General features: G+C 69.5%; 10 protein-coding genes. 7 read left to right on the top strand and 3 right to left on the bottom strand.

What is annotated here, in order from left to right; all coding sequences use genetic code 11:
* Positions 1 to 53: 53 nt before the first annotated feature.
* On the top strand, positions 54 to 926 hold the full coding sequence (locus ABD978_RS42520) for a helix-turn-helix domain-containing protein (protein ID WP_345367187.1): 873 nt from the start codon (positions 54 to 56) through the stop codon (positions 924 to 926).
* Positions 927 to 941: 15 nt separating this feature from the next.
* Here the strand turns inward: ABD978_RS42520 and ABD978_RS42515 are convergent, their stop codons facing one another.
* Complete coding sequence (locus ABD978_RS42515) at positions 942 to 4,115, bottom strand: hypothetical protein (protein WP_345367185.1); 3,174 nt, start codon at positions 4,113 to 4,115, stop codon at positions 942 to 944.
* 442 nt (positions 4,116 to 4,557) lie between these two features.
* On the opposite strand from ABD978_RS42515, the gene ABD978_RS42510 reads away from it, so the two are divergent.
* The 4 genes from ABD978_RS42510 to ABD978_RS42495 all read left to right on the top strand — a co-directional run bounded on the left by ABD978_RS42510 (position 4,558) and on the right by ABD978_RS42495 (position 8,877).
* On the top strand, positions 4,558 to 6,171 hold the full coding sequence (locus tag ABD978_RS42510) for a class I adenylate-forming enzyme family protein (RefSeq protein ID WP_345367183.1): 1,614 nt from the start codon (positions 4,558 to 4,560) through the stop codon (positions 6,169 to 6,171).
* A gap of 65 nt (positions 6,172 to 6,236) precedes the next feature.
* Positions 6,237 to 6,962 carry a tRNA-dependent cyclodipeptide synthase gene (locus ABD978_RS42505; protein WP_345367181.1) on the top strand — a complete coding sequence of 242 codons (726 nt, stop codon included), beginning with the start codon at positions 6,237 to 6,239 and terminating at the stop codon, positions 6,960 to 6,962.
* A gap of 363 nt (positions 6,963 to 7,325) precedes the next feature.
* The gene (locus ABD978_RS42500) at positions 7,326 to 7,922 is read left to right on the top strand and encodes a double zinc ribbon and FHA domain-containing protein (RefSeq protein ID WP_345367179.1); all 597 of its coding nucleotides are present in this window, start codon (positions 7,326 to 7,328) and stop codon (positions 7,920 to 7,922) included.
* 157 nt (positions 7,923 to 8,079) lie between these two features.
* The gene (locus ABD978_RS42495) at positions 8,080 to 8,877 is read left to right on the top strand and encodes a hypothetical protein (protein ID WP_345367177.1); all 798 of its coding nucleotides are present in this window, start codon (positions 8,080 to 8,082) and stop codon (positions 8,875 to 8,877) included.
* Between the two features lie 87 nt (positions 8,878 to 8,964).
* Here ABD978_RS42495 and ABD978_RS42490 read toward each other — a convergent pair whose 3' ends face one another.
* Positions 8,965 to 10,245, bottom strand: coding sequence for a M48 family metallopeptidase (locus ABD978_RS42490; protein ID WP_345367176.1), 1,281 nt, complete (start codon positions 10,243 to 10,245; stop codon positions 8,965 to 8,967).
* 126 nt (positions 10,246 to 10,371) lie between these two features.
* Here ABD978_RS42490 and ABD978_RS42485 point away from each other — a divergent pair, with 126 nt between their 5' ends.
* Together ABD978_RS42485 and ABD978_RS42480 are read left to right on the top strand one after the other, a co-directional pair.
* Entirely contained in the window at positions 10,372 to 11,136 is a 765-nt protein-coding gene (locus tag ABD978_RS42485; protein WP_345367174.1) for a maleylpyruvate isomerase family mycothiol-dependent enzyme, read from the top strand.
* Between the two features lie 189 nt (positions 11,137 to 11,325).
* Entirely contained in the window at positions 11,326 to 14,094 is a 2,769-nt protein-coding gene (locus tag ABD978_RS42480; RefSeq protein ID WP_345367172.1) for an alpha-amylase family glycosyl hydrolase, read from the top strand.
* Here the strand turns inward: ABD978_RS42480 and ABD978_RS42475 are convergent.
* On the bottom strand, positions 14,091 to 15,641 hold the full coding sequence (locus tag ABD978_RS42475; protein WP_345367170.1) for a peptidase M16 family protein: 1,551 nt from the start codon (positions 15,639 to 15,641) through the stop codon (positions 14,091 to 14,093). The genes ABD978_RS42480 and ABD978_RS42475 overlap by 4 nt on opposite strands.
* Positions 15,642 to 15,655: the final 14 nt, after the last annotated feature.

The raw sequence follows: 15,655 nt of genomic DNA, 5'->3' as shown, positions 1-15,655 counted from the left end.
CCCCCGGCCCCAGGGGCGGCGCGCTCGGCCGCGGCCGGATGGGATGCGTCGGGATGAAGCGGCCAGCGGAAGAACCCCGTCCAGAGCGGCCGGAGACAGCGGACTGCGCCGCGGGGCCACGGCTCGCCGCCGAGCTCCAGGCGCTGCGGACCCGCACCGGGAAGAGCCTCAAGGAGCTCGAAGCGCTCGTGCACGCGAGCGACTCCTCGATCTCCCGCTATCTGTCGGGGCGGATCGTCCCGCCCTGGGCCGTGATCCAGCGGTTGTCGCGGCTGGCCGAGGACGATCCGGCGCGGCTGCGCCCGCTGTGGGAGCACCTCACCGACGACCGTCACCGCCAGGGCGCCTGCCCGCCGCTGCCCGCGCCGTTCGGCGAACCGGCTCCGCCGCCGGAGGCGGAGCCCCGACCGGCTCCCGAACCCGTGCCGCCGCCGCGCCGTTTCGATCGCCGCGCCCGGCTCGTCGTCGCCACCCTGATGGGCTCGACCGCTGTGGTCTTCGGCGGGTCCGGCGTGCTCGTCGGGCGCTGGCTGGCGCCTGCGCCCAGGCCTCCGGTCGTACAGCAGTTCGCCGCGTGCAAGGACTGGCCGTGGCCGGGCCGGCAGGACGGCCAGGTCCCGCTCGCGCCGGCCAAGGTGCACGGCCGCGACCACACCGCCACCGTGCAGTTGCTCACCCGGAGCATCGGCGGACACGAGATGGTCTGGGCGCAGATCACGGGTGCCCGGTACGGCGACCGCGTCTGGATGGACTGGACCCGCGACGACGGCAAGACGTGGACCCAGTGCGGCCCGTTCACCACGACCGGCGCGACCTTCGCGAGCCGCGCGCACGAGATCGGGCCGTCGTGGCACTTCCGCGCCTGCGGTGACACGCCGAACTGGCCCACCGACCTCCCGCGCAACGCCTGCACCGGGTTCTGGTGACGTGACGCCGTACGACTACTTCTTCTCCATGAACCGACGCCCGGTCAGGGCCGGGGCGGGGCGGGCCGGCGGCGGGGCGGGATAGGCCGTTCGTACGTACTGGCTGACCAGCCGCAGGTTGTCGAGCACCTCATCGACCAGCGGCGAGGTGTCCAGGACCCGTGCGCGTGGTTCGTAGTTGTTGAAGGCGAGTTGGAATCGGGAGTCCAGGTCACGTACTCGCTGGGCGGCGGCCTTGCTCACGCAGGTGGCCACGGCGTCCGTCGCCCGGTTGCGGAACTGCGCGCAGTCGCCGGTGTCGGTCTTGATCGTGTCGAGCACCAGGGGACCGTTCAGGCCGCCGGCGCGCTGCGCCCGAGCGGCCTGAACGTACGTCGCCGTCAGGATGGGGTTGGTCACCTGCCCCACCGCGACGGGGGCGTCGGCCACCAGGCTGTGCGGCCCGTAGAGGAGACGGCGCAGCCTGTCGTCCTCGCGCGAGAGCCGGGGCACCAGGACGTCGGTGTACGCCCGCCACAGCAGCGCCTGGTCGTTCATGTCGCGCGCCGCCGCGATGTGGCCCTCGCCGAGCTCCCTCGCGACCAGGTCGTAGTACTGCGCCCGCCGGTCGGAGATCATCTGCGTGACCTCGGCCAATCCCGCCGTGGCCGACACCGGCGGTGTGTTCCCGATGGGACCGAGGTACTCGTTCGGCTTGTTCAGCTCGTCGTGCACGTTCGGTATGCCCCGCGGGCAGTTGGCGGGCATCGGGTCGTTCGGGAAGCCCCACCACGTGCACTTGCGGAGGTCGTGGCGGATGTAGATGACCTTCTTGGCCTCGATCGGCGGTCCGCCCGGCCCCGTCACGGTGTAGGTGAAGGTGACGGTGAGGTCGTAGTAGTGCGAGCGGTGGCACCAGTTCCCGCGCTCGCACAGCATCGCCCCGTTGTGTTCGGTCAGGTACTCGCCGCTGTAGCACATCTCGACGTTGCTGCGACCCGGGTTGATCCAGCGGTCGACCATCAGCGCGTGGCTGATGTCGTCGATCCGCTTCGTGCTGTCGGGCGTCTGGATGGGATCGCCGCCGCCACAGCGGGACATGGTCGGCGCCACGCCCGGCAGCTGCCGCAGCCGACCGTCCGCGTTGAGGGCGTTGTAGATGCCTTCGACGTCGTCCCAGAGGTTGAACCGCCGGGCGTCGTTCATCACCCGGTACTTCAGCTCCTCCACCTCCGTCGCGAAGGCGCTCGTCGAGCGGAGGTTGTCGCCTTCGAGGTCACTGAAGATCTTGGGGGGAGCCGCGTGGCCGGTGACGAACTGGGCGGCCGCCTGGCGGATCTCCAGCCCGGCGTTGCTCAGCGCGGTGGCCCGTGCCTGGTCGTCGCCTTCCGCGCCGGCCCATCGCGGGTTCTGCAGTGCGGTCAGGTAGTAGGCGCGCGCCGCCTCCGCCCACAGGTCGGCGTTCGGCGTCATCAGGCTCGGCGGCGATACGCGATACGCCGAGCCGTAGTGGCGGTTCGCGTAGTCGGCGAGCCAGTCCACCGCACCCGCCGCCCCGGGTGATCCGTTGTCGGACGGCGTGCTCCGCGCGGTCAGGGCCGCTCGGGGGTCGTCCAGCGCGTAGTTCTGCTGGGTGAAGGTGCTGTTGCGCGCGGTGTCCCGCGCGGTGGCCATGAAGACGTCCACGCCCTCCGTGTAGGTCTTGTAGGTGTCCAGCGTCCGGCCGTTGTTGAAGGCCGGGTAGTCGACGTAGTGGGTGGCCGCCGCGATGAACGCGCCCTTCTGGTCGTCCTTCAACGAGTTGAGGATGTCCGAGCCGAAATTCTGCAGCTGCGACTGCAGTCCCAGCAGTTGCTCGTGGATGACCTGGACGTTGGCGTTGACGTCCTTGATCGCCTCGATCAGGGTGCCGAACCGGTCGACCAGAGTGGAGAAGATCTGGTCCAGGCTCTTGTCGACGCGGTCGAACCGGTCGTTCATGTTCTGCCGGATCACCTTGAGGTCCTCGTGGATCCCGGTGAACCCGCGGTTCATGGCCTCCAGGATCTGCTTCTGGGCGGCCTGGTCGGCGCCCTTGCTGCCGCCGAGCACTCCCGAGAAGACCTGCACGATCCCCACCGCGGCGCCGACCGCGGCGCCGATCCCGCCGAAGGCCGCGCCCACCGAGGTGGCGGCCCCGATGGTGCCGACCGCGGTGATCAGTTCGTTGTACGACGTGAGCACCTTGGCGAAGGGCTCGAGGTACTGAGCGATCTGGTTGCCGAGCCCGGCGTCGACGTACTTCACGGCGCCGACGAGGAACTCGCCGCCGCTTTTCAGGCCGTCGATGGTCTTCTGCCGGAACTCCTGGTTCTTCTTGTACTGCTCGATGACCTCCGGGGAGACGTACGCGTCCGGGTCATCGGGCATCCGGGTGGAGGCGTCGGCCTCCACCAGCCTGCGGGGCAGGTCGAGCACGGCCGCCTGATCGGTGAACGTGTCGAGTTGGCGTCGGACCTCGCCGTAGAACGCCGTCCTGCCCGCGTTGCCCGCGGCGACCAGGCGATCGACCTTGGCCACGTCACGCAGTCCGGGCAGCGTCTTCAGCGTCTCCGAGGTGGCGGTCGCGGCCAGGGCGTACGGTTCCCCGGGCCGGGCCACGCCGACGTGGTCGCGCCACGCGGCGGCGAACGCCGGGTCCGTCGCCGCCGCGTCGTACACGGCCATCCAGACGCCCGAGGCGGCCTTGGTGAAGGAGACGTCGAGGTCGACGCCCTGCTGCGCACCTCTCAGGCGCTGCTCCTTGGAACGCACCGCCTGGAAGAGGTCCCGCGCCGTCACCACGGCCAGGAGCTCGCTCGTCCGCGGCCCGGTGATCTCCATCCCCTGCGTGGCGTAGACGGCCTTCAGCAGGGCCCGCCACCGTTCCGGACGGGACTCCACCATGTGGTCCTTGGGCGGGTTCGCCAGGCCGGCCAGCAGCGATCGAACGTGCGCGTCGACCGCCGCGGCCGGTGCCGAGGGGTTCTTCTTCCGCCAGTCGACGAGCTCGGCGCTGGCCACCACGTCCTTGTCGTAGTCGGGTGGTGCGTCCTTGACCTGAACGGCCGGTCCGAGCAGCACCCTGGACAACTGGGACTCGGTGAAGATCACCGGAGGGTCGGCCGCGCTCAGCGCGGGCATGCCGACGGCGACCTCGACCATGAGCACCAGGACGGCGCTCAATGTCACGGCTCTTCGCATGAATTTCCCCCGAGATTCAAGCGATACGAGAAATCAGGATTTCCGGCCGACCCCGAAGATCATCGCGATCTCTTACATGTCGGAATTTTCGTATCCACCGCGGTCGGCATGCCGGATCCACCTGACCTGATCGTCTCAGACGATGAGGCCATGGCCAATGACCCTCGGCACAGCCTTGCTCGGCCGTCACCAAAGCCGAGGCGCGCCCGCGTCACGCCGAGTAATCAGTAATCCGAGTGGATTGACAGCGAGCAACTTCTTGACCACTCGACGTGCATATCGGGCCATCCTCATGACCACATTCGGCCTTTGTGACAGGAGTGACCAGTGAGATTGACTCGCTGATTGACGATTGGTTCACTGGGCCTTGATCCAGACCAGCGATTTTCGCCTGCATAGCCGAAGCCTGCATCAAGCAACGGGGAGAACGGTGCACAGGAAACAACTCTGGAAGTCGAATGTAGGTCTCCTGTTCGACCATAGGGCCGAACTGGACAATCCGATGATCTTCCGTCTCAGCCACCCACTCGACATCGATCCGGCGGGCCGGACCCTCCTCGATATCGAGGAGTTGGCGCAACTCGTGCGGAGAACCTCGGCAGCGCTGTACGCTGCGGGAATTCGCACCGGCGACCGGGTCGCCGTGTTCAAGAACAACCACTTCGACTGCCTTCTGCTCGCGGCCGCCGCATGCCGAATCGGCGCTGTTCCCGTCATGCTCTCGGGCTTACTGCCCGATGAGGCGGTGCGCGCCCTGCTGCGACGCGTCGAGCCGAAGCTGCTGGTCAGCGACCAGCAACGCCTGGCAAGCGAAGGCAACGGCGCGAGCCCGCTGTCCGCGCTCGTCGAGCAGACCTTGTGCCTCGACAAGGAGATACCGCAGGCACTGACCCTTGCGGATCTCGACGGAGCCGACGAGCCGCCTCCCGCGCCACGCGCGAATGACGAGCTGATGATGCTCACCCACACGTCGGGAACCACGGGCATTCCAAAGCTCATCATGTACACCCCCGACAAGCTCCAGGGTCAGATGGCCAGGCTGGAATGCCGCCATCTACCGCCGATCACCTATCGGCGGGACGACACCGTCGCGGTGTTCCTGCCCTACGTTCACGCGCGCTCCTTCACCTGGATCTATTCGGTACTGACCCTGTCTCCCGCCAAAGTGCTCCTGATGAGCGACAACGACCCCGAGATCGTCGGGCCGCTGTTCCGGGAACATCAGCCCACCGTGATCGAGGCGCTGCCGATCGACTACGACCGAATGGAGGAGCTCGCCGAAGAGCGCCGGAGCAACGTCTTCTCCTCGGTGCGGATGTTCATCAGCAATTTCGACGCCGTTCACTGGTCGAGGGTTCGCACTTTCCTGAACGCCTCCCGTCATCGTTTCCCCCTCTGGCGGGACGGCTATGGGCAGTCGGAGACCGGCGGCCTGGGAATGACGTTCATCACGCGGCGCAGGGCGAACAAGCGGCGCGACCAGGAGCCGGGCCCCCGCACGGTGGGCCGGCCGATGCCCACGTTCGTCCAGATCAAGGTGGTCGACCCGCGGACCTTCCGCCCGGTCCCGAACGGCACGCCCGGGCTGGTGTTCGCCCGTACGAGGGCGCGCTGCATCGGGTACTTCGGCGAGCCCGAACGCTGGAACGAAAAGGCCGTGGGCGAGTGGTGGAACACCGGTGACATCGGCATCAAGACCCGGACCGGGAAGGTCAAGGTCCTCGATCGCGAGGTCAACTACACGCCCGGCATCAGCTGCATCGAGCTGGAGGACGTGCTCGTCGACTACCTGCCCAAGAAGCACGACGTGGCATTGCTGGCGGTCAGTGATGGGCCACCGGTGCCCGTCGTCGCCGCCCCCGACGGCCGCCTCGACCAGGGGCAATGGCGAAGGGCGGTGCGCGGACTTCCCGAACTGGCCGAGCCGATCGTGATCGACATCGAGGACATGCCCCGCACCGGGACCGGAAAGATCCGCCGAGAGGAGCTTCGCCGAAGGTATCTGGGCGGAGCCGAGGGCCCCGGCACCGGTAGCTGGACATGAGGGCGGCACGCGAAGGCGCAGCGGACCGGAACCAGACCCCGGCAGACCACCGGGCGCCTTTCATCGTGGAACCGTTCACGGACACGAGCCATTCGGTCTGGGAACAGAGAGAGCACGTGGTCGTCGGGGTCAGCCCCGGGAACAGCTACTTCAGCGTCCCGCTGCTGACCGGGCTCCTGGGCTGGCTCTGCGAGGAGTTCGCCCACGTCGACGTCGTCATTCCGGACTTGGCGCTGGAACACACCTTCCTCGCGCTCGGCTACGACGAGCGCCGCGCGGCGAAGAAGACACGCGGCGAGATCAATGCGCTGCGCAACAGGATCGTCCGCGCCTGGGAGAGCAGCGGCGGCCCGAGGGAGACCGACGGTCTGCACCGGATGTCGGGCCTGGCCTCCAACGAGATCTACCGGGAAAGGCTCGCGGAGTGCGAGCAGGCGCTGGGCAAGGACGACGCCCTGTGGGAGACCTGCGCGAAGATGAGCAGGGACGTCCTCGCCGCCCGAGGGTACGACGGGCCGTTCACCACTGAGCGCATCGAGCGGGCCATGCGGTACCTCACCGCCGAACTCCCGTTCTTCCTGGCGTCAGCCGGCATCTTCGGCGTCGAGTCGTCGCTGAACTTCTACCACCAGCCGCTTCCGCTCGCAGAACTCATCTTCGCCGACAAGTCCGTGCTCCAGGCCCCACCCTGGCAGGGATACGCCACCATCCGCCCCGATCCAAGAGGCCCGGGCGAGAGTGACACCGATCACCTTCGCGCGCCCGGCGCAGGAGGTGAAGCCGTGGGGTAACGGTCGTTACTCCTGGTCCGAAACGGGAACTCGACCCCGCAGGCGGTGGCGCGCAGTGGAACCGTCAGAGGTCCGCTGCGAAGACGGCCACCGCCTGCAGGTGTCACGGGGCCGGATCGTGGAATTTGATCTTCGTGCTCTCAGCAACCCCAATGGACCAGTGGTCGGCTCCCGGCGCCCGGCGGAGAACCGACCTCGTAGATCAGGGCCGCCACCCGACACCGCCTTCCCGGCGGTCCGCCGGCAGGACGACGCCGCGCGGTTCCGTCGGCTCAGTCACACCACCACAGCGTCAAATCTGGCAGTCCGTGCCGTACGGTGCATGGGGAAGACTGAAGCCACAGATAGGAGGCGGAACCGGCGATGCCGAACGCTGAGTGCGCGCGGTGCGGCCACACCAATCCGGACGGTGCCCGCTTCTGCTCGAATTGCGGTGCCCCGCTCGCCGGGGAGGTCCCGCCGATCACGAGTGAGCCGGGCGACTCGACGTCCACGATGTCGCTGAGCGCGATCCAGGCGGCCGTCGAGGCGGACCAGGACGAGGGGCCGGCGCCCGATCACCGAGCAGTTGAGGCGCTCCCGCCCGACACCGCGCTGCTCCTCGTCAGAGGGGGCCCCAACGCCGGGAGCAGGTTCCTCCTCGACCAGGAGATGACGACCGTGGGCCGCCATCCGCAGAGCGACATCTTCCTCGACGACGTCACCGTGTCCCGCAGGCACGTCGAGTTCTACCGGCGCGGCGGCCGGTTCTCGATCCGCGATGCGGGCAGCCTCAACGGCACCTACGTCAACCGCGAGCGCGTCGACGAGGCGCCGCTGTCCAGCGGCGACGAAGTGCAGATCGGGAAGTTCCGCCTGGTGTACGTCGGCAACGCCGCCCTCGAGAGCGCCCCTGCCGGCTCGGCGGGGGCCGGGAGTCCTCCCAAGCGCGGCTGGTGGGGCTTCTGGCGCCGGCGCTGACCACCCGGGCCTCCCGTCCCCGATCGCCACAGCCGGGTCCGGACGCGAACCGACCGTGTGTCGCCGCGACCCACCGGCCGACCTGCGGCTGAAACGAGATCTCGCCGCTATCCGGACCGACCATGCTGAGGACCGCGGGTCGGCCATGGAGGGCGCGATGAGGTGGGGGCGGTGGGCCGCGCTGGCAACGGTTCTGTGCCTTGTCGCGGTCGGCTGCGGAGGCAGTCGGGCGCGCCCGGCACCGGGCGCCCACATCGTCGTCGTCCTGCGCGCGGACGGCAGTGGGCGGGTCGATCTCTGGGTCGGCGGTGGCGTGCACGTGGACCGCGAACTGCGGGACCTGGGCCGGCGGGTGGCCGTCGCGCTGTTCCCCGGCAGAGCCCTCGGCGCGACGCGCGTCGAGCCGGACGCGGCCTTCACGTTCGCCCGTACCGAGGTCGTCCGGGCGTACCATCGGGGCCCACGCCCCGCCTTCGACATCGCCGGCGCGAGCGTCGGTCCCGTGCTGAAGGCCGCCGGATATCCCGGCTACACCTTGCTGCTCCGACCGCCCCAGGTCCGTACGTCGATCGGCGCCCGGACACATCCGCCCGGTTTCGAGTACACCTGGCGGATCTCTCCGGGCGACCCGCCGCCGACCGGCCCGGTGGTCATGCATCCTCGGCTGCTCCATTGGGCCGTCGAGATGGCGTTACTGGCCGTCGCCGGCATCGGGGTGCTGACGTCGTTCCTCAGCCGTGACGCACGGATCGGGTTCGGTGGATGCGCGGCCGGTTCGGTCGGTGCGATGACGGTCCTCCTGACCGACCGCGCGTCCGGCGACGCCCTGGGCACGCTGGGCCATCTCAGCGGAACCCCGCTGACGCTGGTGACGAGGCTGCCCATCGTGGCGTTGCCCCTGGCGGCGCTCGCGGTGATCCGCCTCTTGCACCTCATCGCCGGACGATCGAGGTAACCAACGCAGCCGCCCGTTCGAGACGGTGGAATCCGCGAGATGTCCCCGTTCGTCGCGAGACCGATCGTGGCACCGGGGCTTCCGGTCTCAGGACTCGTAGTGGGCGGCGCGGTACGGAGCGGCGAGCCGTACCGCGAAGGTGGCGTAGTGCGGACCGAGCTCCGTCTCGATCGCCTCGGCCTGTTCCGGGGTGAGCGACACCTTCGGCTTCGACGCGGCCAGTTCGCGCAGCAGCGCGATCCGCAGGCCGGTCGGCGGGTGGCTGCTGTCGACCCGGTGTTGGACGATGGCGGAGACACGTCGGCGCCGCTCTAGTTCGAGAGCCGGGAGCTTGTTGATGAGTTCGCGATGCTTGCTCCACAGGACGACCTTCTTCGGATAGGCGGCCTGGAAGCTGATGGCGGGGAGCAGCGTCTCCTGAACAGTGTGGATCTTGTCCAGGGCGTCCGCCGTGGCCGCCGGTGATGCGGCGTCGGCGGCGAGCCGGTCGGCCAGGTACTCGGCGCGCTGGCCTGCGCGCAGGGTCAGCAGCGCGAGCGCCAGGTAAGCGGCGGCGACCGGCAGCCGCAGCAGCCACTTCGCCAGTCTCAAGGCCAAGCCCATGAGGGCGACGAACCCCGCCGCACGCGTCTCCCAGTGCCGGTCGGGCCGGAGCAGGGTGTAGAGCCGATCGAGCGTGTGCAGGGCCGTTCCGACCACCAGCAGGTGGCGGCTGTCGCCGTTGACGCCATGGCCCATCTCGTGTGCCAGCACGCCCACCCGCTCCTCAGGGGTGAGCGCGTTCCACAACGGCAGGCCGATCGTAACGATCCGTCGGCGCCGTACCCCGACGGCCCCGTACGAGGCGTTGAAGAAGCCGTCGGTCGCGATGACGTCGACCCGCCGTACCCCCACCTCATCGGCGACCTGGTCCGCGAGCCGGTACAACTCCGGCGCGTCCTCTCGCGTCAGCGGAAGACTGTTCCTCGGGATGCGCCCGAGACGCGGGCGGATGAAGAACGCGATGACGAGCAGCAGCAGGCTCAGCAGGAAGACCGGGAAGAACGGGTACAGCACGCTCGCCACCACCGCCACCACCACGAGGCCGGCCGTCATCAGGTGCACGCCGGCCGCGACGGCGTAAGAGGCGACGCGGGCGGCGTCCCAACCGGGCCGGGAAAGGGTGTCGGCGCGGAACTCCTCGTACAGCGAGACGACGAGCCGATCCGACGCACTGTCCAGACGGCGCCGTACGAAACTCCGCCGCGGTCGGCCGAAATCGTCGGTCAGGTTCCAGTCGCACTCCGCGCACCAGGTCCGGTGACCCTCGTTCTCGATCAGCGCCCGCTCGCACCGGGGGCAGGTCGTCGCGGCGGGCTTGAAGGACATGCATCGGATCATGCCCTGGGCGATGAATCCGAGAATGCCCCTTGTTCCAAACGTGACCGGGTCGCCCGGCTTTCGTCGGCGCCGACCGGACGCCGGCTCGTCGTATGCGTCTGCTCTACTGTCCGGATGGAGTACTCCCGGCTTCTCGACTGCCTTGAGGCGGACTTCACCCGGCTGCGGGCCGTCGCGGCGACCGACCAGGGCGCGGCGGTGCCGAGCTGCCCCGGCTGGACCGTCGCCGATCTGACCCGCCACGTCGGGCAGGTCTACCTGCACAAGACCCTGGGCATGCGCGAGGGCGGCGAGCCCGACCAGTGGCCGCCGGAGGGGTTGAAGGGCGAGGAGCCGCTCGCGCTGCTCGACCGCACGTACGCCGGGCTGCTGCGGGAGTTCGCCGCGCGTGCGCCGGAGGAGCCGACCGGCACCTGGTACGGCCCGGACCAGACCGTCGGGTTCTGGATCCGGCGGATGGCGCAGGAGACGGTCGTCCACCGCATCGACGCCGAGCTGGCCGCCGGGCAGCCGGTCGCGCCGGTCCCGGCCGACCTCGCCGTCGACGGCGTCGACGAGCTGCTCAAGGTCTTCCTGGCGTACAGCGTCAACGAGTGGGGCGACTACTTCACCGGCATCCTGGCGGGCGCGCCGGCCCGGACGTACGCGATACGGACCGACGGCGCGGCCTGGCGCGTACGGACGGCTCCGAAGCCGTACACGGTGGAGGACGGCGCCGGCGACGGCGCGGCCGACGTGACCGTGAGCGGTCCGCCGACGGCGCTGCTGCGCTGGGTGTGGAACCGCGAGGCCGGCGACGAGCCGAGCGGCGTGACGGTCGAGGGCGCGCCGGCGGCGGTGGCGGAGCTGCGGCGCTGCATCGTCACGGCGACGCAGTGAGCCGGCCCGGCGTCGCCTGAGGTCCGCGCCACGGGCGTCCGGATGTCGGCTTCGCGGCGATGGCGTGGTCGATCCGCACGCACGGCGGCCGATCGTGGCCGTCGCGCCCGCTCGCGCGTGCGGAGATCTTTTCTCCGGGCGTTTCGGTGAATTACGGTCTTGGCACCCACGAGCCAGGAGTCCGCATCGATGCGCAACTCGGTACGTACCGCCCTCGCCGCCACCGCGGCCACGCTCGGCGTCGCGGCGTGGTCGACGGCCCTGCCGGCGAACGCCGCACCCGCCTCCTCCACCGGCCATCGGGGCAGTGCGCTGCACTCGCTCCGCGGGCCGGTGACGAAGGAGAACTTCTACTTCGTGATGGCCGACCGGTTCAAGAACGGTGACCCGGCCAACGACACCGGCGGCCTGGGGAACGACCCGCTGGTCTCCGGGTTCGACCCCACGAACAAGGGCTTCTACAACGGCGGTGACCTGAAGGGCATCACCGCGAAGCTGGACTACATCCAGGGACTCGGGACCAACTCGATCTGGCTCACCCCCAGCTTCAAGAACAAGGCGGTGCAGCTCGAGGACGGCCCCTCCGCGGGCTACCACGGCTACTGGATCACCGACTTCACGCAGATCGACCCGCACCTCGGCACGAACGCCGACCTGTCGGCGCTGGTCAAGGCCGCGCACCAGCGGGGCATGAAGGTCTACTTCGACATCATCACCAACCACACCGCCGACGTCATCGGCTACCAGCAGGGGGCGCGCACGGCGTACGTCTCCAAGGACCAGAAGCCGTACCGCACGGCCGACGGGAAGCCGTTCGACGACCGGGACTACGCGGGCACCTCGACCTTCCCCAAGCTCGACCCGAACACGTCCTTCCCGTACACCCCGGTGCTCGACGACAGCGAGAAGCACCTCAAGGTGCCGGACTGGCTCAACGACGTCACGCTGTACCACAACCGCGGCAACACGACCTTCACCGGCGAGGATGCGCAGTACGGCGACTTCTACGGGCTCGACGACCTGATGACCGAGAACCCGCGCGTCGTCCGCGGATTCATGGACGTCTACGAGACGTGGATCAAGGACTTCGGCATCGACGGCTTCCGCATCGACACGATGAAGCACGTCAACGACGAGTTCTGGCAGACGTTCGGGCCGGGCATCGTGAAGTACGCGAGGGCGCACGGCAAGCCGGACTTCTTCATGTTCGGCGAGGTGGCCCTCGACGGCAGCGACGACGCGGCGAAGAGCCTCACCTCGCACTACACCACGCACGACAAGATGCAGGCGGTGCTGGACTTCCCCTTCCAGGACGCCGCGCGCGACTTCGCGTCCCGCGGCCTGGGCACCGCCGCGCTGGCGCGGTTCTTCCAGAACGACGACTGGTACACCGACGCGGACTCCAACGTCTACGAGCTGCCGACGTTCCTCGGCAACCACGACATGGGACGCATCGGCTACTTCCTGACCAGTGACAACCCGGGCGCGAAGGACGCCGAGCTGGTGGCACGGGACCGGCTCGCGCACGAGCTGATGTACTTCTCGCGCGGCAATCCGGTCGTCTACTACGGCGACGAGCAGGGCTTCACCGGCACAGGCGGGGACCAGCTGGCCCGGCAGACGATGTTCGCCAGCAAGGTGCCGGAGTACCTCAAGGACGACCTGCTCGGGACCACCTCGACGCACGCGGTCGACAACTACGACACGAGCCACCCGCTCTACCGGACGATCAGCGAACTCGCGGCGGTCACCAAGCGGCACCCCGCCCTGCGGAACGGCGCCGAGCAGGTCCGGTACGCCTCCGGCGGGCCGGGGATCTTCGCGTTCTCCCGGATGGACCGCACGCAGCAGCGGGAGTACGTCGTCGCGCTGAACAACGGCACGACGGCGCAGTCGGCCGCGATCCCCACGTACGTCGCCGGCGGCGGCTTCACACAGGTGTACGGCACGGGCGCGGCGACGCTGCGCAGCGGCGGCGACCGGACCCTGCGGGTGACCGTGCCGGCTTTGTCCGCGGTGGTGTACCTCGCCGACGGCCGGGTCCCCGCGTCCAAGGCCGCCCCGGCCATCACGCTCGACGCGCCCGCGCCGGCGGAGACGTCGCACGGGCGCATGCACGTCGCCGCGAACGTCGCCGGGTCCTCGTTCAACGAGGTCACCTTCCAGGTGAAGGTCGGCAACGGCCCGTGGCAGCCGATCGGCACCGACGACTCCGCTCCGTACCAGGTGTTCCACGACACGAGCGGGTACCGGACCGGCACCCCGCTGCGCTACCGGGCGGTCGTGCTCGACAACGCCGGTCACACCCGCTGGAGCCAGGAACGGTCGACGTCCGTGCCGGCGCCGGCGGTGACCGTGACCGCCCCGAAGGACGGCGGGACCGTCACGAACATCGACCCGGTCACCGTCCAGGCGAACGTCGACCCCGAGCGGGCGACGCAGTCGGTCAAGTTCGAGCGCAGCGTCGGCGGCGGGGCCTGGGAGGACCTGGGCACGGACACCTCCTCCCCGGCGTACACCGTCACCGACGACGTGTCGAAGCTGCCGCTGGGCACGCAGGTCCGATACCGCGCCACCCTGCTCGAGCGCGGCGCGCGGCCGGTCACCGGCGCGCCGGTCACGGTGACCACCGCCGAGCCCAAGCCCGCTCGCGACCACGTGACGCTCGCCGGGTCGCTGCAGTCGGAGGTCGGTTGCGGCGGCGACTGGGACCCGGCCTGCGCGGCCAGCCGGCTGGCGTTCGACACGACCGACGGCCAGTGGCACGGCACCTTCACGCTGCCGGCCGGCGACTACGAGTGGAAGATCGCCATCAACGACTCGTGGACCGAGAACTACGGCGCGGGCGGCGCCGCCGGCGGTGAGAACCTCAAACTCAGCGTCCCGGCGGACGGCACGAAGTACCGGTTCACCTGGAACCAGGTCACGCACGTCCCCTCGGTCGAGAAGGTCTCCTAATCCGCGTCGCCCCCACCCGTACGCCGGGTGGGGGCGGCTCCCGCCGCCCGGTCGCGCGTCAGGCGCGCGCGGACCCGCTGGTAACGGCTCGCCTTGGGCTTGGGGATGCGGTCGGAGGACCGCCGCGGGCGCGGCACGACCCGATCGGCCGGGATCGCCTCGTCGAGACGCGCGGTGAGGGAGGAGCCGCCGATCCAGAGTGTCGGCTCGATCAGCAGCGAGAAGCCGTCCCGGCCGATCAGCCGGCGCGCCCCGTCCGGCCAGGCGAGCATCGCCTCGCACTCGGGGAACCGCACCGTCACGCGGCGGGAGGGACTCTGGACCAGGCTGACGCCCGCCGGGCCGATGACGAGACGCTCGCCGTCGACCGGCGCGTCGGCGCTGCGCAGGACCTGCCCGTCGACCGCGTCGGCCGAAGTCCACGGTGCCGGATGGAAACGGGCGCCCGGCAGTTCCCAGCCCGGCGTCATCAGGAGGGCCGAGCGGAGCGCCTCGACACCCACCTCCCGTACGGCCTCCGGATCCACGGCGGCCAGGCTCGCCGCGTGGTCCCGGTCACTGATCGGCTCGCGCCCGAACAGCTCGCGCAGCGCGTTGCCATAAGCGGTGCCGGATGGCGAGTCGCGTTTGGCGGTACGGAGCCGGTCCACGATGTCGGCGATCTCCTGGCCGGACGCGGCCTCTTCCGCGGTGAGCCGGAAATGGAATACGAAGGCGGAGACCAGTTCGGCGTGATTTTCCGGCAGGCCGTCGGCGAACGCCGTGACATGGGCGACGTCCGCGTCGCGCACGTTGTACGACGCCGCCGGACTGTAGCTGATTCCCAGCTCCATCCGGAGTTTCTTCTCCAGCCGCCTGCCGAGCAACATCGTGTACGCCTGAGCCGGCACCGACCGGCCGACCACCGCGTTGGCCGCCACGGTGTGCTGTAGGGGCTCGGTGAAGTACGCGGGTGTGACGGGCAGGGCGGATGAGGGCGCCGGCGGCGGAATCCGCTCGCCGGCCGGCAGGTCGAGCCGCAGTGACTCAGGTGGTGGCCCGCCCATGAACACCAACACGGCGTTGTCCCGGGTGAACCACCGCTCCACCCAGGCGGAGATCTGGTCCGGGGTGTGCCTGCCCACGCCGAACTCCTCGTAGGAGGACACGCCGTACGTCGCCGCGCCGTACCGCCAGAGCAGGAGCGGCTCCAGCAGGGCGGGTGCCCTGTCGTTCGCCTCGGCGCGCAGGATCCGGTTCTCGACCTGGAGCCGGTCGAAGGGCAGGGAGCGCAGCGCCCCGCACACCCCGGTGAGGAACTCGACGACCTCCTGTGGATCGCCTTTCACCGCGAACACCGTGGTGGTCGCGTCGACCTGGCCATTGACGGTGTGCGCCTGGCCTTTCACCGCGAACAGCGCGAGATGCTCGATCAGGTGGGTGATTCCCGAGACCGCCAACTGTTCGTCGGCCGTGCCGACCCGGAAGATGAGATGGGCTTTCAGATCGCCGTCGCCGTCCGCCCAATAAGCGGGTATTCCGTCGACCTCGGTTCGTGCCCAGACCACTTTGACCTCCTGAA

Origin of the sequence: Actinoallomurus liliacearum (assembly GCF_039542035.1) — a bacterium.
GTDB lineage: Bacteria > Actinomycetota > Actinomycetes > Streptosporangiales > Streptosporangiaceae > Actinoallomurus > Actinoallomurus liliacearum.
Note: the sequence above shows the minus strand (reverse complement) of the source record. Positions and strands in the feature narration are given on the sequence as shown.

Coding starts and splice junctions, on each gene's coding strand:
- ABD978_RS42495 (WP_345367177.1), top strand. CDS start 8,080: ATGAGGTGGGGGCGGTGGGCCGCGCTGGCAACGGTTCTGTGCCTTGTC.
- ABD978_RS42500 (WP_345367179.1), top strand. CDS start 7,326: ATGCCGAACGCTGAGTGCGCGCGGTGCGGCCACACCAATCCGGACGGT.
- ABD978_RS42520 (WP_345367187.1), top strand. CDS start 54: ATGAAGCGGCCAGCGGAAGAACCCCGTCCAGAGCGGCCGGAGACAGCG.
- ABD978_RS42485 (WP_345367174.1), top strand. CDS start 10,372: ATGGAGTACTCCCGGCTTCTCGACTGCCTTGAGGCGGACTTCACCCGG.
- ABD978_RS42490 (WP_345367176.1), bottom strand. CDS start 10,245: ATGTCCTTCAAGCCCGCCGCGACGACCTGCCCCCGGTGCGAGCGGGCG.
- ABD978_RS42480 (WP_345367172.1), top strand. CDS start 11,326: ATGCGCAACTCGGTACGTACCGCCCTCGCCGCCACCGCGGCCACGCTC.